The organism is Undibacterium sp. YM2, assembly GCF_009937975.1.
Lineage (GTDB): Bacteria > Pseudomonadota > Gammaproteobacteria > Burkholderiales > Burkholderiaceae_D > Undibacterium.
In genome coordinates this window covers 2,607,887-2,629,423 of sequence record NZ_AP018441.1, presented here as the reverse complement: position 1 = coordinate 2,629,423, position 21,537 = coordinate 2,607,887, and the positions used below count along the sequence as shown (strand labels likewise).

At 50.2% G+C, this 21,537-nt stretch carries 18 protein-coding genes; 9 read left to right on the top strand and 9 right to left on the bottom strand.

Going from position 1 to position 21,537, the window contains the following annotated elements; all coding sequences use genetic code 11:
• Positions 1–278: 278 nt before the first annotated feature.
• The 7 genes from UNDYM_RS11960 (at position 279) to UNDYM_RS11930 (ending at position 6,471) form a co-directional block, all read left to right on the top strand.
• The gene (locus UNDYM_RS11960; RefSeq protein ID WP_162041226.1) at positions 279–878 is read left to right on the top strand and encodes a YqhA family protein; all 600 of its coding nucleotides are present in this window, start codon (positions 279–281) and stop codon (positions 876–878) included.
• 182 nt (positions 879–1,060) lie between these two features.
• Entirely contained in the window at positions 1,061–2,584 is a 1,524-nt protein-coding gene (locus tag UNDYM_RS11955; protein WP_162041225.1) for a fumarate hydratase, read from the top strand.
• Positions 2,585–2,639: 55 nt separating this feature from the next.
• Positions 2,640–3,485 (top strand): glutamate racemase, encoded by an 846-nt coding sequence (gene murI, locus UNDYM_RS11950; protein WP_162041224.1) that lies wholly within the window; start codon positions 2,640–2,642, stop codon positions 3,483–3,485.
• A gap of 141 nt (positions 3,486–3,626) precedes the next feature.
• Positions 3,627–4,286, top strand: coding sequence for a MarR family winged helix-turn-helix transcriptional regulator (locus UNDYM_RS11945; RefSeq protein WP_162041223.1), 660 nt, complete (start codon positions 3,627–3,629; stop codon positions 4,284–4,286).
• A 204-nt stretch (positions 4,287–4,490) separates the two neighbouring features.
• Positions 4,491–5,261 (top strand): hypothetical protein, encoded by a 771-nt coding sequence (locus UNDYM_RS11940; protein WP_162041222.1) that lies wholly within the window; start codon positions 4,491–4,493, stop codon positions 5,259–5,261.
• A 30-nt stretch (positions 5,262–5,291) separates the two neighbouring features.
• Entirely contained in the window at positions 5,292–5,843 is a 552-nt protein-coding gene (locus tag UNDYM_RS11935) for a carboxymuconolactone decarboxylase family protein (RefSeq protein ID WP_162041221.1), read from the top strand.
• A 70-nt stretch (positions 5,844–5,913) separates the two neighbouring features.
• Positions 5,914–6,471, top strand: a complete 558-nt coding sequence (locus tag UNDYM_RS11930) for a redoxin domain-containing protein (RefSeq protein ID WP_162041220.1) — start codon at positions 5,914–5,916, stop codon at positions 6,469–6,471.
• A 31-nt stretch (positions 6,472–6,502) separates the two neighbouring features.
• Here the strand turns inward: UNDYM_RS11930 and UNDYM_RS11925 are convergent, their stop codons facing one another.
• From UNDYM_RS11925 to UNDYM_RS11905, 5 genes are all read right to left on the bottom strand, one after another.
• On the bottom strand, positions 6,503–6,850 hold the full coding sequence (locus tag UNDYM_RS11925; protein WP_162041219.1) for a hypothetical protein: 348 nt from the start codon (positions 6,848–6,850) through the stop codon (positions 6,503–6,505).
• Positions 6,851–6,864: 14 nt separating this feature from the next.
• Positions 6,865–7,380: a hypothetical protein gene (locus UNDYM_RS11920; RefSeq protein ID WP_162041218.1), complete on the bottom strand. Its 516-nt coding sequence runs from the start codon at positions 7,378–7,380 to the stop codon at positions 6,865–6,867.
• A gap of 125 nt (positions 7,381–7,505) precedes the next feature.
• Positions 7,506–7,982, bottom strand: coding sequence for a hypothetical protein (locus tag UNDYM_RS11915; protein ID WP_162041217.1), 477 nt, complete (start codon positions 7,980–7,982; stop codon positions 7,506–7,508).
• A gap of 59 nt (positions 7,983–8,041) precedes the next feature.
• Positions 8,042–9,235 carry an amino acid aminotransferase gene (locus tag UNDYM_RS11910; RefSeq protein ID WP_162041216.1) on the bottom strand — a complete coding sequence of 398 codons (1,194 nt, stop codon included), beginning with the start codon at positions 9,233–9,235 and terminating at the stop codon, positions 8,042–8,044.
• 250 nt (positions 9,236–9,485) lie between these two features.
• The gene (locus UNDYM_RS11905) at positions 9,486–12,758 is read right to left on the bottom strand and encodes an amidohydrolase family protein (RefSeq protein ID WP_197741890.1); all 3,273 of its coding nucleotides are present in this window, start codon (positions 12,756–12,758) and stop codon (positions 9,486–9,488) included.
• A 253-nt stretch (positions 12,759–13,011) separates the two neighbouring features.
• Here UNDYM_RS11905 and UNDYM_RS11900 point away from each other — a divergent pair, with 253 nt between their 5' ends.
• Positions 13,012–16,908, top strand: a complete 3,897-nt coding sequence (locus tag UNDYM_RS11900) for an ATP-binding protein (protein ID WP_162041215.1) — start codon at positions 13,012–13,014, stop codon at positions 16,906–16,908.
• A 24-nt stretch (positions 16,909–16,932) separates the two neighbouring features.
• Here the strand turns inward: UNDYM_RS11900 and UNDYM_RS11895 are convergent, their stop codons facing one another.
• Both UNDYM_RS11895 and UNDYM_RS11890 read right to left on the bottom strand, forming a co-directional pair.
• Positions 16,933–18,084, bottom strand: a complete 1,152-nt coding sequence (locus tag UNDYM_RS11895; protein ID WP_162041214.1) for a CaiB/BaiF CoA-transferase family protein — start codon at positions 18,082–18,084, stop codon at positions 16,933–16,935.
• Between the two features lie 36 nt (positions 18,085–18,120).
• Positions 18,121–19,263 (bottom strand): acyl-CoA dehydrogenase family protein, encoded by a 1,143-nt coding sequence (locus UNDYM_RS11890; RefSeq protein WP_232064007.1) that lies wholly within the window; start codon positions 19,261–19,263, stop codon positions 18,121–18,123.
• A gap of 142 nt (positions 19,264–19,405) precedes the next feature.
• Here UNDYM_RS11890 and UNDYM_RS11885 point away from each other — a divergent pair, with 142 nt between their 5' ends.
• Positions 19,406–20,062 (top strand): TetR/AcrR family transcriptional regulator, encoded by a 657-nt coding sequence (locus UNDYM_RS11885; protein ID WP_162041213.1) that lies wholly within the window; start codon positions 19,406–19,408, stop codon positions 20,060–20,062.
• Between the two features lie 3 nt (positions 20,063–20,065).
• Here UNDYM_RS11885 and UNDYM_RS11880 read toward each other — a convergent pair whose 3' ends face one another.
• Together UNDYM_RS11880 and UNDYM_RS11875 are read right to left on the bottom strand one after the other, a co-directional pair.
• Positions 20,066–21,052, bottom strand: coding sequence for a hypothetical protein (locus UNDYM_RS11880; RefSeq protein ID WP_162041212.1), 987 nt, complete (start codon positions 21,050–21,052; stop codon positions 20,066–20,068).
• 44 nt (positions 21,053–21,096) lie between these two features.
• Complete coding sequence (locus tag UNDYM_RS11875) at positions 21,097–21,471, bottom strand: hypothetical protein (protein WP_162041211.1); 375 nt, start codon at positions 21,469–21,471, stop codon at positions 21,097–21,099.
• Between the last annotated feature and the right edge of the window lie 66 nt (positions 21,472–21,537).

Here is a 21,537-nt window from a genome sequence, read left to right as displayed (position 1 = left end):
CTTGTTATCGTTAGATTAAAATCTTCACTACAGCTTCACCCCAAACTGGCATTGCACCAGATTGTGGCAGTAATTATCACCTTTAAGCACAGGGCAAACCATAAACTTGGAGACTTACTCAAGCCTTACGCTTGCACTTTTGAAAAATGATACCACAAAGATACCATTACACCTCCACTACATAGCCAACATTATCAGCAGCGCTACACGAGCTGGCTCTGCCCATGTAAAATACGGGCTCGCATCAAAAACTGCCCTTTCCACCAACGATTGCCGACATGACCAAACCAGTTTCTTCAACCAAACTATCGCCTCTTGCCAGCCTGATTTTTTTTAGCCGTTGGCTGCAGCTACCACTTTATCTCGGATTAATACTTGCGCAATGCGTTTATGTATTCCACTTCTGGGTAGAACTCGTGGATTTGATAGGCGCAGCAATGGGTAACGAATCCGCGCTGAAGCATATACTGGACGCAGTTTCCACCGGTGGCACCAGGCCAAACAAACTCACAGAAACCACCATCATGCTGGTCGTGCTTGGCTTGATTGACGTCGTCATGATTTCCAACCTGCTCATCATGGTCATTATTGGCGGTTATGAGACTTTTGTGTCTCGCCTGGGCCTGGATGGACATCCTGACCAGCCCGAATGGCTGTCTCATGTCAATGCATCAGTACTTAAAGTCAAACTGGCCATGGCGATTATTGGCATTTCATCCATCCATTTATTAAAAACTTTTATCAATGCAGGCAATTATGGAGGTGATGTCATACTTGCCCAGACTGGCATACACATGGTGTTTCTGTTATCGGCCCTGGCAATTGCACATTGCGATCGCATCATGACGCATACCGCACTGGCGGCCGATAAACATTGATAGTTGCCTATTGATAGTTACCTATTGAGAGTCGCAGACTAACAACTACAATTAACAACAAGAGCTGCATGGCAATGAAAAATTCTGTCATGCAGCACACACAAGTTTGAGTAATTTACTTTTAGTTATCAACAGTAATATCTACAACACCAGTTTTCTTTCACCTAGCCCAGAGCCAAATCATGACAGTCATCAAGCAAGACGATCTGATCGAGTCCGTAGCCGCAGCGCTGCAATACATCAGTTACTATCATCCAGCCGACTATATCGCCCATCTGGCACGCGCCTATGAAGCCGAGCAAAGCCCGGCAGCAAAAGATGCGATTGCACAAATCCTGACCAACTCGCGCATGTGCGCAGAAGGCCGCCGTCCAATTTGCCAGGACACAGGTATCGTCAATGTATTCCTGAAAATCGGCATGAGTGTACGCTTTGAAGGTTTCAGTGGTTCCATCATCGATGCAGTCAACGAAGGTGTGCGTCGTGGTTATAACGACCCTGACAATAAACTGCGCGCCTCTATCGTCGCAGACCCGCACTTTGAACGCAAAAACACCAAGGACAATACACCTGCCGTAGTACACATGGAACTGGTTCCTGGCGATACTGTCGATGTCAAAGTCGCAGCCAAAGGGGGCGGCTCTGAGAACAAAACCAAGTTCGTCATGCTGAACCCTTCCGATTCACTGATCGACTGGGTCATGAAAACCGTGCCGACCATGGGCGCGGGCTGGTGTCCTCCTGGCATGCTGGGTATAGGCATAGGTGGCACTGCAGAAAAAGCCATGCTGATGGCGAAAGAATCCTTGATGGATGACATCGACATGTATGAGCTCAAGCAACGCGGCCCACAAAACAAGACTGAAGAATTGCGTATAGAACTGTGCGACAAGATCAATGCTCTGGGCATAGGCGCACAAGGTCTGGGCGGCTTGACGACAGTGCTCGACGTCAAGATCAATATGTACCCTACCCATGCGGCATCCAAGCCGGTTGCCATGATCCCCAACTGCGCTGCAACACGTCATGCGCATTTTGTGCTCGACGGTTCTGGTCCCAGCTATATAGAACCACCAAAACTGTCTGACTGGCCAGATGTAAGCTGGGCACCTGATACAGAAAAATCCAAACGCGTTGATCTGAACACCCTGACCAAGGAAGAAGTCGCCTCCTGGAAGCCAGGCCAGACTTTGCTCCTGAACGGCAAAATGCTGACTGGCCGCGATGCAGCCCACAAGCGCATTCAGGACATGCTGGCCAAGGGCGAGTCACTGCCTGTCGATTTCACCAACCGCGTGATTTACTACGTGGGCCCGGTTGATCCTGTACGTGATGAAGCAGTTGGCCCGGCCGGCCCGACGACCGCCACCCGCATGGATAAATTTACCGACATGATGCTGGAAAAAACCGGCCTGATTTCCATGATAGGCAAGGCAGAGCGCGGCCCGGTCGCCATAGAATCCATACGCAAACACCAGTCAGCATATTTGATGGCTGTTGGCGGTGCGGCTTACCTGGTTTCCAAGGCGATCAAATCAGCTACGGTAGTTGGTTTTGCTGACCTGGGCATGGAAGCGATCTATGAATTTGATGTCGTCGATATGCCAGTCACGGTTGCGGTTGATTCCAGCGGCACATCCGTACACAATACCGGCCCGAAAGAATGGCAAGCGAAGATAGGCATCATCCCTGTCAGCGCATCCTGATCGCACCCCGACTATCACTGACTATTACTGGCTGAAGCAAGAATAAATACTCCTTATGGCATCAGAGGAATTTTCACGCTCTGCTCCGATTGGAGTATTTGATTCTGGCCTTGGTGGACTGTCGGTTTTGCAGCACATACGCCAGACCCTGCCACATGAAGCATTGCTGTATGTGGCAGATTCAGGTTTTGCACCTTATGGTGACAAGACCAGTGCGGAGATTCTGGAGCGTAGCATCGCTGTCACAGATTTTTTGTTGAGAAAAAAAATCAAGGCACTGGTAGTTGCCTGCAATACGGCAACCGCCGCCGCCATCAAGCACCTGCGATTACATTACCCTGACCTCATTATTGTTGGCATGGAACCCGGTTTAAAACCGGCAAGCCTGCTCAGCAAGACAAAGAAAGTCGGTGTACTAGCCACCCTCTCCACAATACAAAGCGAAAAGTATCAGCACTTGAGCACAAAGTTAAGTGCAGAGACCGGCGTGGAATTTATTCCGCAAGCCTGCGTAGGCCTGGTCGATCAAATAGAAAAAGCCGAAGCAAATGCGGATGAAACCCGGCTTTTACTGAAAAAATATTTGACCCCTTTGCTTGACGCAAAAGTCGATACACTGGTACTGGGTTGCACACATTATCCTTTTGTAGCTGGCCTCATACAGAAGCTCGCGTCTGCGCATGTTCCTGACGGCGGACCCATCAAACTCATCGATACCGGAAAAGCCGTCGCATCCCAAATACAACGTTTGCTAGCTGAACGCGATCTGACAACCAGAAATAGCGATACTCCCCACATTAATGCTTACACCAGCGGCAATCCAGAAAAGCTGAAACACGCCTGTACCCAGTGGATTAACATACCAGAAGACAAATTAAGTGTTTCCAGCTTCAGCACCTGATTTCAGCATCAGTTGCACCCGCCTATGACCACACTGGCAAAACCCAATGTATAGAAGCAGGCAAATCCACAGTAAATCAAACTACAAATAATTTAATTAGGACTCCTTTACATATCTATTTTATTGCGCCATAATGCTTGCATGAAAAAGCCAGCCAAGCATCCATGGGACGAAACACCAGCAACCAGTGAACGCATACTGGATGCGATTGCCAGAATTGCCGGCGTATTGCGCTCGGGCACCTGGCAGTTCGCCACGTCTGAAGGTTTGAACCCTACCCAAGTCGATATCATAGACATGCTGGCGGCGCGCAAAGATGCTGTCAGGCTGTCATGGATAGCCGAGCAATTGGGTGTCAGCACGGCCAGTGCCAGCGACTCTGTGAGTTCATTGACTGCCAAAGGCTTGGTAGAAAAAGCCCGTGCACCAGACGATGGTCGCGCCATTGCCTTGAGACTCACTAGTGATGGTCATGCCCTGGTCAAAAAAATAGCTGGTGCAACCGGTTTTGCCAGCGAAGCCATAGCGCAATTATCACCTGCAGCACAAGAACAAACTTTTACCAACCTGTTAAACCTGATAGGCACACTGCAGCAAGCCGAACATTTTCCAGACATCCGCGCCTGTGTCACTTGTGCACACTTCATGCCGGACAGACACGAAGATGTGCTCGCACCCCACCATTGTGCCCTGGTGGATGCGCCTTTACGCAAAGAGCAATTGCGCCTGGATTGTCCTGAACATCAACAAACAGCAAACAACATCATTCGCAATAACTGGAAGAAAATCGAAATGAAATGAAAATGGATAAGTAAGAATGGAATAGCTGAAGAAGAGTTAGCTGGGGCAGATCGCCTATTTTTTTACTCCATTTACTTAGGACTCCTATTGATAATATTTGATGCTGAGGTTCTTGCATCGAATGTAAGCAGTACACGCATCAGAAATTAGCCTGGCAATGCGTGTCGATAAACAGAACCGTCACATGACATTTGAAAGATAAACATGGAACACAGATACAAAAAACTCTGCCTCAGTCTTGGTTTAGGTCTAAGCCTGACCATCGCCAGTACAACGCACTGGGCCGCGGCTCATGATCACGCACATCAGGGTGGTATACAAACTGAAGCCAGCAGCAAGATCAAACCTGACTTTGATATTTTCCATACCAAGATTACGACTGAAGGCAATGTGGCAATTTTTCATATTGCCGTCTCCGGCAAGGCTGGCAAAACCAAGCCTTCTAAATCAGGCAAGCTCGCGGGCAGCTCTGTTTTCTCTTATGTTTGGCCAACCACTCTGGACCCATCCATAGTAGGTTTCGAGCCTAAAAGTGGCATCCTGGCTTTTGCCGTAACTTCTCACCCTGACTTTGATGACACCCCGCTGTTTGATGAAAACGGCGATGGCAATCCCAACAATGATGGCAATGCCTGGCACTCACACTGGGTAGTCTTGCAGCCCGATCAGGCTTGCGGCAAAGATGCGCTGAAAGTTGTTGATATTCCCGAGGGTAGCAAACCCCGCCTGCCAAAAACCTGGCCGGGCTTGCCGATACTCATAGACAGCCCGGGCTGGAACCCTATATTCAAAGGCAAAACGCTGGAAGTACGCGTGCCTTTTGATGATATAGCCAGCATTCAGTCTGCTGGCTTTGACGGTGTCACTGCTGCACTGCGTGTCAATGCCAGTGTCCATGCACCACTGCTTTGCGTAAACAATGTTTTCAAAGTCGCCTCAGGCAATCTCAGCCTGCCAGGTAAATTCAATCAGTAAGCCAACATCGCAAACCCAAAAGGAATCACCATGTCTCATGTTCAACTCATCAATCTCAAAGAAACATCTGGTACTCGCCATGCCATTTTGAATGACATTAATACTGCCTTTGGTGCCACACCAAATATGTTCCGCGCTGTCGCCAACTCTACGGCGGCGCTCAACAGCATGTGGTCTGCGTTTGCGGCCCTTGGCAATGGCGTCATCCCGGCAAAACTGGGAGAGCAAATTGCAGTTGCCATAGCAAATCAGAATCAGTGCGAATACTGCCTGGCAGCACATACCGTATTGGGACAAAAAGCAGGTGCCAGTGCCTCAGAAATGGCGGCAGCCCAATCAGGCAATTCAGACGACGTGAAAACTGATGCAGCACTTAAATTTGCATTGAAGGTAGTCAGTCAGCAGGCACAAATTAATAAAGACGATGTGGAAGCTTTACGGTCACATGGTTATGACGATGAACACATCGTTGAAATCATGGCCCACGTCGCTCTCAATCTGTACACCAACTATATCAATGTGGCACTGGATGTACCGGTTGATTTTCCCAAAATCAAGCTGAACGCAGCCAGCAAAAATTAATCAGCTTTTAAAGGTGCGGATAACTCCGCACCTTACTCAGATAAATTCAAATAAAACGGAAAGAATAAAAATGTCTATGATCAATAGCATCGCACCTGAACTGATCACTTCAGACTGGCTCAACACTGATAAAGCTATCAGCTTGCAGTCTTTACGCGGCAAAGTCGTGTTACTGCATAGTTTTCAAATGCTATGCCCTGCCTGTGTCACGCATGGTTTGCCACAGGCAAGCGCAGTAAGGAATGAATTTTTGCAACAAGAACTTGCGGTGATAGGATTGCACACGGTGTTTGAACATCATCAGGTGATGGGAAAAGCAGCCTTAAAAGCCTTCATCCATGAATACCGTTTACGCTTCCCGATTGCCATTGACATGCCAGATCCTGTCAGTGGAATACCTTTGAGCATGCAGAAATATGGCTTGCGCGGCACGCCAAGCATCTTGCTCATAGACCGGCAGGGGCGCATTAGATTTCATCACTTTGGCCACATTGATGATCTCAAATTAGGCAGCATGCTGGGCCAGTTGGTGGCAGAGACAGATGCTACAGAAGAGCTTGTCAGCGCGAATGAAGGCAAACCCAAGCAGGCCGTGGGATGCAATGAAGACTCGTGCAGTTTGTCTTAGAAAAATCGGCTTCGGAATGTACCAAGAAGCTTCAAGAATTCATGACCGGTACAGGCAATACCAGATTGGTCGCCTTGGAAATTGCAGACCAGAGTACGCCTACAACTGCATTCCAGACTTTTTCTATGGTGACCATCAGTAACTCCCGCAAGGTTTTAGCGAAACTCAAGGCCATATCCTCCAGCCCATCCAGGAAAAACTGTTGGGTTTCAGGCGTAATCTGCTTGGTCAATATGCCGGTACTGACCAGCCCAGCCTGTTGCGCTATGGCTTTTAATTGTTGTTGCGTAAATCCGCGCAAGGTTGTCACGTCAGCCTGTAAAACACCAGAAGCTGCGGCCTGCATGTCAGCGACGAGTTGATCAAGATCAAGTGCCATATTTATGCCCCAAATTAACGCTGCAAGAAATTTTCATACGTAATTGCCTGATCGAGATAGATCACGGCCTGCCCCTTGAAAGCCTGCGCCTCATAAGCAGTCACGCCTTGCAGACGGTCAACATCACGCATTTTACTCAGGGTTTCCGATACTTTTTTGATGGCATAGGCGCTAGGCGGTGTGCCGTCGTCACCCGACATGGCCGGGCTGCCACGTTTATCAAGTAATTGATTAATGGTATCGGTCACCTTGTTTTTTGGCATGGGCCGGGCTCCGGCCTGCAAACTCAGTGCGTCCAGCCGACCAATCAGTGAATTGTAATTATCAACGCGGGAGGGGAAGCTGTTTTTATCGCTGCCGTTAGACACGCTGGCGAACAAAACCATGGTGTCTGTATTGACGGCGGCCAAGCCATCAACCACTGTTTTGTCATAAGCGGGTGCCAGTTGGGTTGCGCACCCTGAGAGCGCAATACAAAGCCCCAGCAGGTACACACGCATCCACCACAATAATTGCACTGCTGGCTTCATGACTACTCCACATGGAATAAAAATGGCAAAGATGCCATATTAACATTTGGAGTTTAATTTATCATCGCAAGAATTATCTTTTTTGATAATTTTACTGACGACCTTTCTATTTCAAAATAGAAAAATCAGGGCTTGAAAGAGTTGGCGATAAGCCTGGTTGCTTCATCATATTTTTCTTTATTGCTGGCGGCGTAATTCCATTGGAAGAAAGTACACCAGTTACCAGTCGTCAGTAATTTATCGTAATAAATCTGCTTGCCTTTGGTACCAGAGACAACGGCAAAACCTTTTCCTTTGGCGCGATAAGAAATGGCCCTACCCTCTTTTACTTTTTCTGTTTCTGCCTTTTTAAGGAATTCTGTCGGAGTCGTATCCCATTCCTCTATGCAAGCCCTGGCATAAACACGCAACTCAGCCTCACCATCTTTAGATAAAAACACCTGGCCGTCACCATTGGCAGCTTCACCTTGCGGGATAAGGTAATCTGGATAATCTATCGAAAAACCATATCGACCATTCACATAGGTTTTATAAACCAGCTCAGCGGAAGAAGCATTTGCGGTCAAAAACACCAGCAAAGACAAGAGGTAACTATTTTTCATATAAAGCCACAACGATGAAAGTCCCTGCCCGCAAGATGTTTGGACAGGGACAATGACAATCAGCCTAAAACAGCCGCGATTGCATTCGCAGTCGCTTCAACATTACCAGTATTCAAACCGGCAATACACATACGGCCAGAACGGACCAGATAAACGCCGAATTCTTCTTTCAGGCGATCACACTGCTCAGCCGTCAAACCTGTATAGCTGAACATGCCGCGTTGCGTCAGGAAGTAGCTAAAATCACGGCCTGGTAATTTTGCAGCCAGTACATCATGCAATTTACGGCGCATGAGCTGGATACGGTCGCGCATGGCGACAACTTCTGATTCCCACATAGGGCGCAGCTCGGGGTCGCTCAATACGCGGGCTACCAGTTGACCACCATGCAGAGGTGGGTTGGAGTAGTTGCGGCGTATCGTTGCTTTCATCTGACCTAGCACATTCACTGCCTGTGCCGCATCCGGACAAACGACACTCAGGGCACCGCAACGCTCGCCATACAGGCTCATGCTCTTGGAGAAGGAATTCGCAACGAAGAAGCTCAAGCCCTGGTCAGCCAGCAAGCGCACGGCATAGGCATCTTCGACGATACCGTCGCCATAGCCCTGATAAGCCAGGTCGAGGAAGGCGATCAGTTCACGCTCTTTCAATACCGGCACCAGTTGTTGCCACTGCTCTTGCGTCAGATCGACACCTGTAGGGTTATGGCAGCAGGCATGCAGCAGGACGATGCTTTTCTTTTCTGCGGCTTTCAAGGCTTCTATCATGGCATCAAAACGCAAGCCACCAGTTGCAGCATCATAATAAGGATAGGTTTTGACAGTCAGGCCACAACCTTCAAATACTGCCTTGTGATTATCCCAGGTAGGATCGCTGACCAGCATGGTCGATGTCGGGAAATAACGCTTGATGAAATCACCGCCCACCTTGAGGCCACCGCTGGAACCCACCGCCTGGATAGTGACGACACGGCCAGCTTTGACTGCTGCACTGTCTGCGCCAAACAAGAGTTCCTGCACTGCTGTGCGGAAATTTGCTGCGCCTTCCATAGGCAAATAAGGACGGGCACCAGCATCTGCCACGACCTTGTGTTCTGCTGCACGTACAGATGGCAGCATGGGAATCTTGCCAGCATCGTCAAAATAAATACCGATAGACAAATTGATCTTGTTGGTGCGGGGGTCTTTACCAAAGGCCTCGTTCAAGGACAAGATAGGATCGCCAGGATAGGCTTCGACGTGCTGAAACATGATAGAACTCCAGATGGTTGGACATAGAATCAAGGCTGCAAAGTCGGCAATTTAATATCACTAAAGCAATATAAAATGCACCAGACTAATGCGTCAAGCCTCTATTGTGACACATGCCACCAGCAACTTAGGATACAGGCCGCTTTAATCGTTATAAGGAACTGTATATCTTGACCGTGAGAAGATGTAAAAAATGCAGCTATTTTTCAATAGCTGCATTCTTCATTACACTGAGTAGCTTATTCAGGCATTAGTGGCCGTGCGCATGCTCATCGGCCTCTATGGGCATTTCAGCGCCGCTCTTACCCTCAAAAAAGAAAGCTTTACGCACTTTTTTGGTTTTACCCACCTCATTCAAGGTAGCAGATTCATACAAACGTCCATTCAACATGACATGGCTGAGTTTGTCTGATTGCCGGATGTCTCTGAGGACATCACCATCAATAATCATCAGGTCAGCCAGTTTGCCAACTTCCAGAGAACCTATGTCCTTATCCATGCCCAGATAACGTGCGCCATTGATGGTACCGCTGCGTATCGCCTCCATCGGAGTCATGCCGCCTTTGACCAGGGTCCACAATTCCCAATGCGCTGCCAGACCTTCGCGCTGACCATGCGCACCCAGATTGACGGGAACACCGGCACGTTGCAAGGCGGTTGCAGTCTGCGCCACCTTGATGACATTGAAGTCTTCTTCCGGTGCAGTCTCACGTCTGACGCTACGTGGTTCCAGCACTGAACGCGGTACATATTTACTCAGCAGAGGATGTTTCCAGACATCGGTATGGGCATACCAGTAGTGCTCGCCATCGAGGCCACCGTAGGCGACTCCCAGGGTCGGGGTATAGCCTACCTGAGTTTGCGACCACAGTTGCTTGACATCGTCATACACTTTCTCAACTGGCAAGGCATGCTCAACGCCAGTATGGCCATCGACTACCATGCTCATATTGGTCTGGAACAGCGAACCACCTTCCGGCACGACCATCATTTGTGTCAGGCGTGCAGCCTCCAGCACTTGCTGGCGTTGCTCACGCCTTGGCTGGTTGTAGCTCTTGACTGAAATCGCGCCTGCTGCCTTGAGGCGTTTCAAATGCGTCAAGGCATCATCAAGATTATTGACGATGGCGGCAAAATTACCCTTGGCACCGTAGAGGATAGTGCCGGTAGAGTAAATACGTGGCCCCAGCACTTGTCCGGCTCTTTGTAATTCACTTTGCGTGAAGATTTCTCCAGTGTCGTTCGATGGATCATGGATGGTCGTCACACCAAAAGCCAGCGAAGCATAATTGACCCAACTTTGCTGCGGGATAATGCCGCTCTCGCCCATGCTGCCATGCCAGTGCACATCAACCAGGCCCGGCAAGATGGTTTTGCCCTTGGCATCGATCTGGGTTGCGCCTGCAGGTATGGCCACATCAGCAGATTTACCGACGCTAACGATGCGATTATCCTTGACGACAATACGGCCATCTTCGATGACCTCCTCGCCTTTCATGGTGACGATTCTGGCGCCGGATATGACTGTGTAACCACTCGGTTTGTCAGCAGCCTGGCGGAAGCCTATTTTTTGCCCCTGTTCTACCGGTTTAGGCAATTCAGCAGGTGCGCCTGGCACGAAAGCAAAAGCATCTTTCAATTCACGGCTGAATAATTCATCGCCGAGTGAGAAATTGATACGCTTGCTGTCGCCAGACCAGTGCAGGTATTGCCCGGCATTCACATCCAGTTGCTTGACAGGCAGCGCATCCATTTTCTGTCCTATGGTGACTGCCTTGCCAGCCAGCGGCAACGGCGTTACATAAGCATGGTAACGCTCGCCGAAAGCCAGCCATTCACCATCTGGTGAAATCGCAAATTCACCGGCAAATTCACTTTTTGCGACTGGCTGCTCGGGTTTTCCATCCAGAGGCACGCGTATCAGCGAGGTAGTCCAATCGACTTCACCAGTATATTGTGTGCGAGTGACATACACTGCTTGCCCATCTTTACCAAATTGTGGTGAACCACCCTCCTCCGTCAACAGGCGAGGTTCGGATTTACCGTCTGTGTTCGCCAGGAATACGCCAGTTTCCATGCCATGCCAGGGCGTAGTCAGGTAGCCACCCTTGGCTTTGACGTAGGCAACTTGCTTGCCATCAGGTGAAAATCGCGCCTGCAAATATTTACCCGGAGCCTTGGTCACTATGGTTTCCTTGCCGCTGGCAAGCTCCACAGTTCTGACAGCGCCGAACTTTTCATCATTCCAGCTACTAAACACCACAGACTTGCCATCGCGTGAAAAGCTGGGGAAGAATTCAAAATGCGCGTTTTGTGTGGTCAGACGGCGTGGCGTGCCATTTGGCAGGTCCTTGACATAAATATGTCCCAGCGCCGAGTAAACAACTTTGTCCCCTTGTGGCGCGACATTCACCCAGCGCAATTGATGCACATCGAACTGATCAGGCGCGACTTCTTGCGGGAAGCGCAAGGCGCTGCGCACTTCCCGGGTATCTTTCACATGAAAAGGAATTTCGACTGCCTTGCGGCTGAATGGATCAAGACGCCAGAGTTTGCCCTTGGCCCAGACCACAATTTCCTTGCTGCCTGGCATCCAGGCAAAGGCTGGATACACGCCTTGTATAGCCCAGGCCTCTTGCATGTCACGCTCCAGCTCTGGCCATGCTGCTGTTTCTTCACCAGTCTGCAAATTTTTCAGGAACAAGGCAGACTGATTGCGGATGCGGCGCACGAAAGCCAGGTATTTGCCATCAGGAGAAGGTATCGGGCGCACTGCTCCGCCAGGGCCACTGACGAGCGCTTTGACCTTGCCATCTTGCAGGTCACGACGGAAAATTTGATAAATCTGGCCGTTGGAATTTTTATTGTATTCAAAGGACGTGCCTGGTGTTGTGTCTTGGGAATAGTAGACATAGCGGCCATCAGGTGAGAACGCCGGCTCCCCCAGGTCTTTTTGCCAGTTGGGTTTTTCATTCAATTGCACGCCTGTGCCACCGCTCTGATGATACAGCCAGATTTCACCAGAACCCAGTGAGCGAGTGCCGGTATAGTGCTTGCGTGCGGCAATGTACTGGCCATTCGGGTGCCAGACAGGATTATTCAATAAACGAAAATCCTCCTTGCTGACTGCATGGGCATTGCTGCCGTCAACATTCATAACCCAGACATTGTCACCGCCACCAGCGTCAGACATATAGGCTATCTGTTTGCCGTCCGGTGAGAAACGCGCCTGCATTTCCCAGGCGATGGAGTGCGTCAAAGCCTTGGCTTCGCCACCGGCAATGGGTAGCGTGTACAAGTCGCCGAGCAAATCAAACACCAGTTGCTTGCCATCCGGGCTGACATCCACGCTCATCCAGGTACCAGTGCGGGTGTAAATATTGACTGTTTTGCTTTCGCCGGGTGGATGATTGACATCCCATTTCTTTTTTTCTATATCCGGCTTGGTGACTGGCTCTGCCGCCAATGCTGGCAAACACAGTATGACAGCCCAGGCCAGAGGCAACAGTTTTGACACACGCATAGATTTCCCCTCTTTGATTATTATTTAAATTTCAATTATTGATCGATTCTGGACTATAGCGTCTCAAGATGCAGGCGATAATATATCAATAGAATATCAATCAGTGGAATCAGATGAATCCGGGCTTAAAAAGTTCCTGGTACAAACCTGTTCTGCATGCATATCTGTGAAGATTGCAACACAGTGGGACTCTTAATCCGCCAAGCAGACTCGCATAAGGTATGATTTGAGCAATTCTATTTCGCTTGCGACCATGAATCTATTTGCTACTGACGAAGAAGTAAACCAGCTTGCCAACAGGCTGACTTCAGCACAGGGGCTGGATAGATTCATCAGTCAATTGACACTGGCCTGGTATTTAAGGCAAAGGAATAGCCAGCAGGCCAATACACTGGCGATGTCGGTTTTGGCCGATCTTGCAGACCTCGATGCCCCGGAAACCCTGAGAAGACAGTTCCATGCCCGCCTCTGCCTGATACGTGCAGAAATCGCTGCCTTATTCTGCGACAAAAAAAATGCCGAACTGTTGTTCAGTGAAGCCGTCACGGTCTTCACTGACTTGAATGATAATACAGGCTTGGGGGACGCCAGTCTGACCGAAGCCCTGCTGGCGCTGGAGCAAGGCGACCCTGCCAGAGAAGCACGGGCATGTGCAGCAGCCGTGGGCTGGTACACCAAGGCAAATGACAAACTCAGGCTCGCCATTGCAGAGTCCTGGGTCATCTATGAGCTGGCATTTTATGATCCACTCGCTGCCTCGGTCAGGCACATGGCGTTTGACAAGCAATACCAACATCGTGAGCACCCAGCCGTTGCTGCCCATTTGACAGCAGCGTCAGGAGTCATTCAAGGCAGGCGGGAACCTGCGCGGGCGTCCGTGTATTATCTACAGTCGAGTGAACTGGCCCGCCAGGCAGGCTTGATCAGGCTGGCCATCATTTCGGCAGGTAATTCTGGTGAATCCATGCAAACTGTGGGTGACCTCGAAGGTGCTGCCGGTGTCTTTGACTGGGCTGCCGAACGCGCACATGAAACGGAATGGCCAGCCCTGATAGGCTATGCCATGTCCCATCTTGGCAGCCTGCTGCGACAGTTGGGCCAGTATGAACGCAGCCAGAAAACCCTGGAAGAGGCGCTGAATGGTTTTTCCAGGACGCCAGGTGGTATCAACAAGGCCATCGTCCATGCGGAACTGGCGGAATGTCTGCTGATGCAGGGCGAAACCGCTGGGGCGATCGCGGCCTTCGGTGAAGCAATTGCGCTGTTCCGCGCAGCTCATTCCATGGACGACTTGCCGCAGGCCTTGATACGCTATGCACGGGCATTGTCAGTATCAGGCCAGGCCGATGCTGCCCTGGCGGCCATAGACGAAGCCAGATCCCTGATACACCAGCACCAGTTCACCGCGCTTGGCGTCAACCTGAACCAGACGCTGGCCGAAATACATGCGCGGCATATCATCACCATGCCGGAGAAAATGGATGCTCCCAATGCCATCATCCACTACCTGGAAGAATCCCTGCAGACAGGTGAACTGACCGAAGGCTGGCAAGCCAGTACAGAATTACTGATGGCCCTCAGTGATGCCTGGGCCGATGTAGGTGACAGCAATAAAGCCTTGTTGTATGCGCGAAAAGCCGTTGCAGCAGAACAGCGTGAGAGCAAGAAGCAGGCAAATAACCGCACAGCCATGGCCCAGGTAAGACATGAGACAGAATTGATACGTGCCGAGGCTGAACAGCACAGGCTGGTTGCCGTATCCGAAGCGCGCCGGGCAGCTACCTTACAGGAAGCTGGTGCTACGCTGGAACGTCTGGGCAGGATAGGTCAGCAAATCACCTCCAACCTGGAGCCCGAAGCTGTTTTTGAAGCTATCCACTTCCATCTCAAGGATTTGCTGGATGCGACCACCTTCATCATTTACATGCTGTCACCAGATGGACAAATGCTGACCCAGGCATTTGGCGTAGAAGAAAACCTGCCCCACCCCTACCATGAAGTCGCGCTGACAGATGAACGTGCCTCGAGTGCTCGTTGTGTTCGCGAACGACGTGAAATCAAGCTGGAATTACGGCCGGATAATGATTTCCCTGTCGTACCAGATACACTGGAAACCCTGAGCCTGTTGTTTGCCCCACTCAGCATAGGTGACCGTATCCTCGGTGTCATGAGCATACAGACACCGCGCGAATATGCTTATGGCGAGAGGGAATGCCTGATTTTTCGCACGCTGTGCTCTTACGGCGCGATTGCACTTGACAATGCCAACGCCTATCGAGAATTGCGCCTGACCCAACAGCAACTGGAGTCTTCCAGCCTGACAGAAAGGCAGGCACGCAAGAAAGCAGAAGATGCGACAAGATTAAAAAGTGAATTCCTGGCGAATATGAGCCATGAAATCCGCACGCCCATGAACGCGGTCATAGGCTTGGCCCACCTTGCGCTACAAACCAGGCTGACACCCAAGCAATATGATTATGTCAGCAAAATTCATCATGCCGGAGAGTCACTGCTGGGCATCATCAATGACATACTGGATTTTTCCAAGATAGAAGCAGGCATGCTGGATGTGGAAAATATTCCCTTCTCCATCAAGGATGTGCTCAATAGCGTATCCACCCTGACCAGCCAGAAAGCCATCGAAAAACAGATAGCCTATATCGTCAGCATCGCTGAAGAAGTACCTGCACACCTGCGTGGAGACCCGCTGCGATTGGGGCAGGTGTTGACCAACCTGGTCAATAATGCCGTCAAATTCACCCCTGCAGGCGGAGAAATTGAACTCAGTGTCAGCCGACCGCCAACCACATCTGCAACGACGGACCTGACATTCTCGGTACGGGATACTGGCATAGGAATGTCTGTGGCGCAGCAGCAAAGCCTGTTCCAGCCCTTTACCCAGGCAGATGGTTCGACAACCCGTAAATATGGGGGAACTGGCCTGGGATTATCCATCTCACGCCGCCTGGTGGAGCTGATGGGTGGGCAAATTGAAGTCAGTAGCCAAGAGAACAAAGGCTCTACATTCAGCTTTACCTTGCCACTGGAAATAGATTTTACCCTGCATACCGCATCTGACACACATGCAGAATCACACCATAGTCATAACAGTAATTTTGCAATACAAAACCATGCTGGCCGTCGGGTCTTGCTGGCTGAAGATAATCCAGTCAATCAGCAAATTGCCATAGAGCTGCTGAGCATGATAGGAATTACTGCTGACGTTGCCGACAATGGTGAAGAGGCAGTGCGCCTGATCATGGCAAATGAGCCTGGATATTACGCCATGATATTCATGGATTTGCAAATGCCCATCATGGATGGCCATGAAGCCGCTGCAAGAATCAGACAAGATGCGCGCCTGGATGACACACCTATCATCGCCCTGACTGCACATGCTGTTGGCGATATTCGGGAGCGTTGCATGCGTGAAGGCATGCAGGATTACCTGACCAAGCCTATACAACCGGATGCTTTGTTTAGCATAGTCTCGCACTGGATGGATACGGAACATGAACTGCCTGTGCCCGGCAGCCTGATCACCAGTACCGTGTTTGATGATGAGGATGCCGGATTCCCTCAATTCAACGAGCTCGACACCAGCCTGGGCCTGCATTACATGGGTGGGCGTCATGAGTTTTATATCAACATGCTGCACCGGTTTGAACAAAGTCAGGCTGATACCTTACATGAATTGAACAGACTCATACAAATTGGGGAGTATGGTAATGCAGAGAGGTTAAGTCATACCCTGAAGGGTCTGGCTGGCAGCATAGGTGCCACAAAACTGCAAAAAATAGCGGCCGAACTAGAATACAAACTAAGCAAAGAAGAAGACAGGGAATTCATCCTGGAAACCCTGGAGCCACTTACTCAGTCACTTAATGCAGTACTGGATGAGTTAAAAACGGTATTACCAGGAATTTTGCCCCAGCACGAAGAAATCATCGTCGACGAAGCCGAGGCAAAAAACATCGTGACCGAGCTGCGCATCTTACTGGCTGCATCAGACGCTGATGCGCAGAGCCTGTTTGAAGAAAACGAAACCGCAATTGCTACTCAATTCAACCCGGATGCCATGATACAACTCAGGCATTATATGCATCAGTTTGAATTTGAGTCAGCGGCAAAACTGATAGAACAGCAATAAATAAAATAGACAGCAAATACGAATTTAAATCACCTGATTCTCTTTTAGGCTGGATATGCGGTCCGCGCTGATTCCCCAGTCATGCAAAATCTCAGCACTATGCTGGCCAGGTGCTGCCGGCGGTCTGCTGACTTCTGGCGCGGTCCTGCTGAATCGTGGCGCAGGTGCTGGCTGCAATATGCCTTCGATATCAGTAAAATTAGCCCTGGCCTGATTATGTGGATGCTTGGGGGCTTCTGCCATATCCAGTACCGGAGCAAAACAGATATCCGTCCCTTCCATCAAGTCACACCATTGTTGGCGAGTTTTGGTCTTGAACAGCACCGCACATTTTTCTTTCAGCTCTGGCCATTTGCGGCTATCCATTTGCGTATTGAAAGCGCTATCGGTGATACCGGCACGCTCCAGCAACAAAGCATAAAACTGCGGCTCTATCGCGCCTATGGAGATGAATTTGCCGTCAGCGCAAGCGTAAGTGTCATAAAAATGCGCACCACCATCCAGCATATTCGCTCCGCGCTGGTCTGACCAGGCACCAAAGGCACGGAAACCGTAAATCATCGCGCCCAACAAGGCCGAACCATCGACCATAGCAGCATCCACCACCTGCCCCTTGCCAGAACTGCGCGCCTCCAAAGCAGCACAGACCACGCCAAAAGCCAGCATCATGGCACCGCCACCAAAATCGCCAACCAGGTTCAAAGGTGGTGCTGGTGGCGTATCTGCCCGTCCCATTGCGTGCAACATGCCGCTGAGTGCGATGTAATTCAGGTCATGCCCTGCAGCCTGCGCCAGCGGGCCATCCTGGCCCCAGCCAGTGATCCGCCCGTATACCAGACGTGGATTGCGTTGCTGGCAGACTTCCGGCCCCAGGCCCAGTCTTTCCATGACACCAGGGCGGAAACCTTCCAGCAGGATATCGGCACTCGCTACCAGATCCAGCAAGACGGCTTTGGCTTCTGCCTGTTTCAAGTCCAGAGCCAGCGAGCGCCGCCCTCTGGACATGACATCATATTTGGTGCCCAGCATGGGAAAAGGATTATTCGCACCTGGAGTGAGCTTGCGGTCTATGCGTATGACTTCTGCCCCCATGTCAGCCAGCATCATGGCAGCAAAAGGGCATGGGCCTAAGCCCACCATTTCTATGACACGTATGCCCTGTAAAGGTCCAGCCATGTTTTGTTCTCCGTTTTTATTCTTGCTTTTATCTGCTTATAAGTTACGAGATATGATTTCTTTCATGATTTCATTGGCACCACCATAGATGCGCTGTACCCGCGCATCGACATACATTTGCGCTATAGGATATTCCAGCATATAGCCATAACCTCCAAATAACTGCAGGCACTGGTCTATGACCTTGCACTGCAAATCGGATATCCAGTATTTGGCCATCGATGCCAGTTCGGTATCCATGCGCCCTTCCATCATATCGACTATACAACGGTCGATAAAGGTACGGGCTATTGTTGCCTCGGTCTTGATCTCTGCCAATACAAAGCGGGTATTCTGCATTTCTATCAGGGCGTGGCCAAAGGCTTTGCGTTCACGGGTATGGGAGATCGTCAAATCCAGTGCGCGCTCTATCGCAGCAACGCCGGATACACCCAGTATGGTGCGCTCATAGGGCAGTTCAGTCATCAACTGGGTAAAACCCTTGCCTTCTACGCCGCCGAGCACCCTGTCCAGCGGCACCCGCACATCATCAAAAAACAGCTCGCAAGTGTCCTGGCCTTTTTGCCCTATTTTTTCCAGTATGCGTCCTACCCTGTAACCTGGACAGTCTCTGGTTTCTACCATGATCAGCGAAACACCCTTGGCACCAGCCTCAGGGTCAGTCTTGGTTACAACCACCACCAGATCGGCCATATAGCCATTAGAGATAAAAGTCTTGGAGCCATTGATAACATAGCTGTCGCCATCACGTCTGGCAGTGGTGCGTATGCCTTTGAGATCAGACCCTGCACCTGGCTCAGACATGGCGATGGCGGCGATCATTTCACCTGAAGCCAGCTTGGGTAAGTATTTTTGCTTTTGCTCTTCTGTCCCCTGGTTCAAAATATAATGAGCGACAATCGCATGTACATGGATGCCAAAGGCCATGTCACCGGCATAAGTCAATTCTTCAAACACGATGGATTGATGGGCAAAGCTGCCGCCAGAACCACCATATTCCTCAGGTATGTCGGCCAGCAGAATGCCCATGGCACCGCCCTTGTCCCAAACATCGCGGTCTACATGTTGCTGTTTTTTCCAATGCTCCTGGTGCGGAATGACTTCGGCAGCGACAAAGCGACGTACTGCGTCGCGAAAAGTTTCCAGCTCTGGCGTCATCCAGCTTGGTTTGATTTGCATGCTGTGTCTCCTATATTATGGTTTCAGACTTTTGTGCCTGATTTTTTCTGGCCTGATTGATGGCGGCTATGTTTAAGGTTACCATCAAGAGCTATCAGGAAAGCACACCACCACATTTTTTAGAAGACTATCCCCAATAGCAATGCCCAAAGAAATTACTACCGACGCGACAGAGCAAGCATTGCCCGCCTCAGAAACCGCAAAAAAGCGCGGCCGCCCTGTGCTGGACGAAGCAGAAAGCATACGCCAGGATTTGATCAGGAAATCAGCACAGCTTTTCAGAAAAAAGGGTTATGACAACACTACCGTACGCGACATCGCTGCGGCGGTGGGGATACAGTCAGGCAGCTGGTTTTATCACTTCAAGACCAAGCAGGACATCCTGGTCGCAGTGATGGAACAAGGCATGCAAAAGTCACTGGAAGAAATAGAGAAGCTGGCTTTGGCAGATTTGCCGCCGCGCTTGGCGTTTCAGCATCTGGTCAAGGTCCATCTGAATACCTTGCTGGCTCCTGAGCATGATTTTATTGCCGTACTGCTGTACGAATGGCGCGCACTCGACAAACCCGCACGCGCACGCATCATTGCCCTCAAAGACAAGTATGAAGCTGCGTGGGAAAAAGTCATCGTAGACCTGCATGCCTCAGGGGATTGGGCCATGCCCACGCGCATAGACAAGTTGTTGATGTTTGGCACGCTGAACTGGACAGCACAATGGTATAGGCGCGGTTCAGGCATCAGCATAGATGAACTGGCAGAACAGGCGCTGCAGTTCATTTTGCGTACCAAACCTGAATAGAACTTATTCTTCCAGGGCCATTTCCAGTTTGCGCGTATCAATAATAAGCTTTTTGCCCAGGAAAAGCTTATTCCCAACCATCCCACCAGCACCCAGGCTACTGATTGCCAGTTCTTGCAAGAAACCCATATCCTGGATGTAACTGATCTCTTTCACAGGCAGCTTGATGCCTGCTACTGTTGCCTCTGCGCTGGTTTCTACCGTATGCGCGGTTAATATCTTGTCCCACGAACGAATGGGATAAGCCACGGGTCTGACATCCTGCTTTGCCAGTCGCTGGAAAGTTTTTTCATTGCTTAGCCAGGAAAAAGCGCTGGAACCGCTGTCATACATCACCGTTTTCTCTTCACCATCAAAAGTAACAGGCATGACTATCCTGCGGCCAGAAAAACTGAAAGGCTGGAATTTGCTGCTTGCCAAATGCAAGCCTTTGCGTTCACGGGCAAATTGCACTATATCTTTTTTGAAGTCCAGCACCACTACCCTGCCGTCAATCAAATCTGAACCTATGGTGCCGATTACTTCTACGCTGTCCTTGCTCCAGTCAACACCTGTTCCTTCGCGCTGCATGATGGAAACATCTTTGGCCAGCACTTGCATGTCCCCAAGTTTGAAATTAACAGCGGCCAGCTTGTCACCAGAATTTACAAATTGATATTTCTCGGCAATCTCCTTCCATTTATGGGAATAAAAGACGGTGGAAGGATGCCCCAGATCAAACTGCATATAGAATATTTTTTCCTCGCTGCCACCAAAATGCACTGGCAAAAGCAAGGCTGCATGATCCAGTGGCGGCAAAGGTGCCGGGCGCGGTATGGCACTCCACAGTATATTCACCTCTCCACCGTCGCCCGACAACTCCACTTGCGCAGGCGAGAGTTTGTTGCCAGTTGCGCAAGCTGAGAGGAACAAGGCCAGGCTCAAAAGCAAAAAGGAAGCAAGCCACTTCCTGTATTTGCCTGGCTTGACGGTGCTAACAGTGTCAAGCATGTACATTTATTGACTCCGCAATCTATGCATATCCGGAATTCGGTTCAAGCAGTTTTACGGCGAGAGAACAGGGCAACCAACCCCACTACCAACAATACAGGGAAAAGCAAGGGCAACATTGCCAGCGCCAGCGAACCCAGTACTACCGCGAAAATCACGCATAACAATATTGCCACACCTGCCAGTACCATGCCAGTCAGGCCAAGGGCAAACACCACCGCCACTACAGCAATACCGCAACCGAACAAGACACCAAAGAAGCCAAAGAATCCACCCACGCCATCGATGTCGTCGCCGTCCATCTGCACATCGACGCCATGGAAGGATGACATGACTATTACCGCAAAAACCAGGACAGACAAGAGGATGATGGCGGTGCGCTTGTTTGAGGTGATGCGTGATGTGATAGCAGATGTCATGATGGGCTCCCTTTAGCTCAATTGTGAATTTGATGATTTTTTGTGTTCTGTGATTCGATGTAAGCA

Excerpts from the sequence above, each read along its gene's own strand:
- UNDYM_RS11960 (WP_162041226.1), top strand. The coding sequence starts at position 279 with ATGACCAAACCAGTTTCTTCAACCAAACTATCGCCTCTTGCCAGCCTG.
- UNDYM_RS11955 (WP_162041225.1), top strand. The coding sequence starts at position 1,061 with ATGACAGTCATCAAGCAAGACGATCTGATCGAGTCCGTAGCCGCAGCG.
- murI (WP_162041224.1), top strand. The coding sequence starts at position 2,640 with ATGGCATCAGAGGAATTTTCACGCTCTGCTCCGATTGGAGTATTTGAT.
- UNDYM_RS11945 (WP_162041223.1), top strand. The coding sequence starts at position 3,627 with ATGAAAAAGCCAGCCAAGCATCCATGGGACGAAACACCAGCAACCAGT.
- UNDYM_RS11940 (WP_162041222.1), top strand. The coding sequence starts at position 4,491 with ATGGAACACAGATACAAAAAACTCTGCCTCAGTCTTGGTTTAGGTCTA.
- UNDYM_RS11935 (WP_162041221.1), top strand. The coding sequence starts at position 5,292 with ATGTCTCATGTTCAACTCATCAATCTCAAAGAAACATCTGGTACTCGC.
- UNDYM_RS11930 (WP_162041220.1), top strand. The coding sequence starts at position 5,914 with ATGTCTATGATCAATAGCATCGCACCTGAACTGATCACTTCAGACTGG.
- UNDYM_RS11925 (WP_162041219.1), bottom strand. The coding sequence starts at position 6,850 with ATGGCACTTGATCTTGATCAACTCGTCGCTGACATGCAGGCCGCAGCT.
- UNDYM_RS11920 (WP_162041218.1), bottom strand. The coding sequence starts at position 7,380 with ATGAAGCCAGCAGTGCAATTATTGTGGTGGATGCGTGTGTACCTGCTG.
- UNDYM_RS11915 (WP_162041217.1), bottom strand. The coding sequence starts at position 7,982 with ATGAAAAATAGTTACCTCTTGTCTTTGCTGGTGTTTTTGACCGCAAAT.
- UNDYM_RS11910 (WP_162041216.1), bottom strand. The coding sequence starts at position 9,235 with ATGTTTCAGCACGTCGAAGCCTATCCTGGCGATCCTATCTTGTCCTTG.
- UNDYM_RS11905 (WP_197741890.1), bottom strand. The coding sequence starts at position 12,758 with ATGCGTGTGTCAAAACTGTTGCCTCTGGCCTGGGCTGTCATACTGTGT.
- UNDYM_RS11900 (WP_162041215.1), top strand. The coding sequence starts at position 13,012 with ATGAATCTATTTGCTACTGACGAAGAAGTAAACCAGCTTGCCAACAGG.
- UNDYM_RS11895 (WP_162041214.1), bottom strand. The coding sequence starts at position 18,084 with ATGGCTGGACCTTTACAGGGCATACGTGTCATAGAAATGGTGGGCTTA.
- UNDYM_RS11890 (WP_232064007.1), bottom strand. The coding sequence starts at position 19,263 with ATGCAAATCAAACCAAGCTGGATGACGCCAGAGCTGGAAACTTTTCGC.
- UNDYM_RS11885 (WP_162041213.1), top strand. The coding sequence starts at position 19,406 with ATGCCCAAAGAAATTACTACCGACGCGACAGAGCAAGCATTGCCCGCC.
- UNDYM_RS11880 (WP_162041212.1), bottom strand. The coding sequence starts at position 21,052 with ATGCTTGACACTGTTAGCACCGTCAAGCCAGGCAAATACAGGAAGTGG.
- UNDYM_RS11875 (WP_162041211.1), bottom strand. The coding sequence starts at position 21,471 with ATGACATCTGCTATCACATCACGCATCACCTCAAACAAGCGCACCGCC.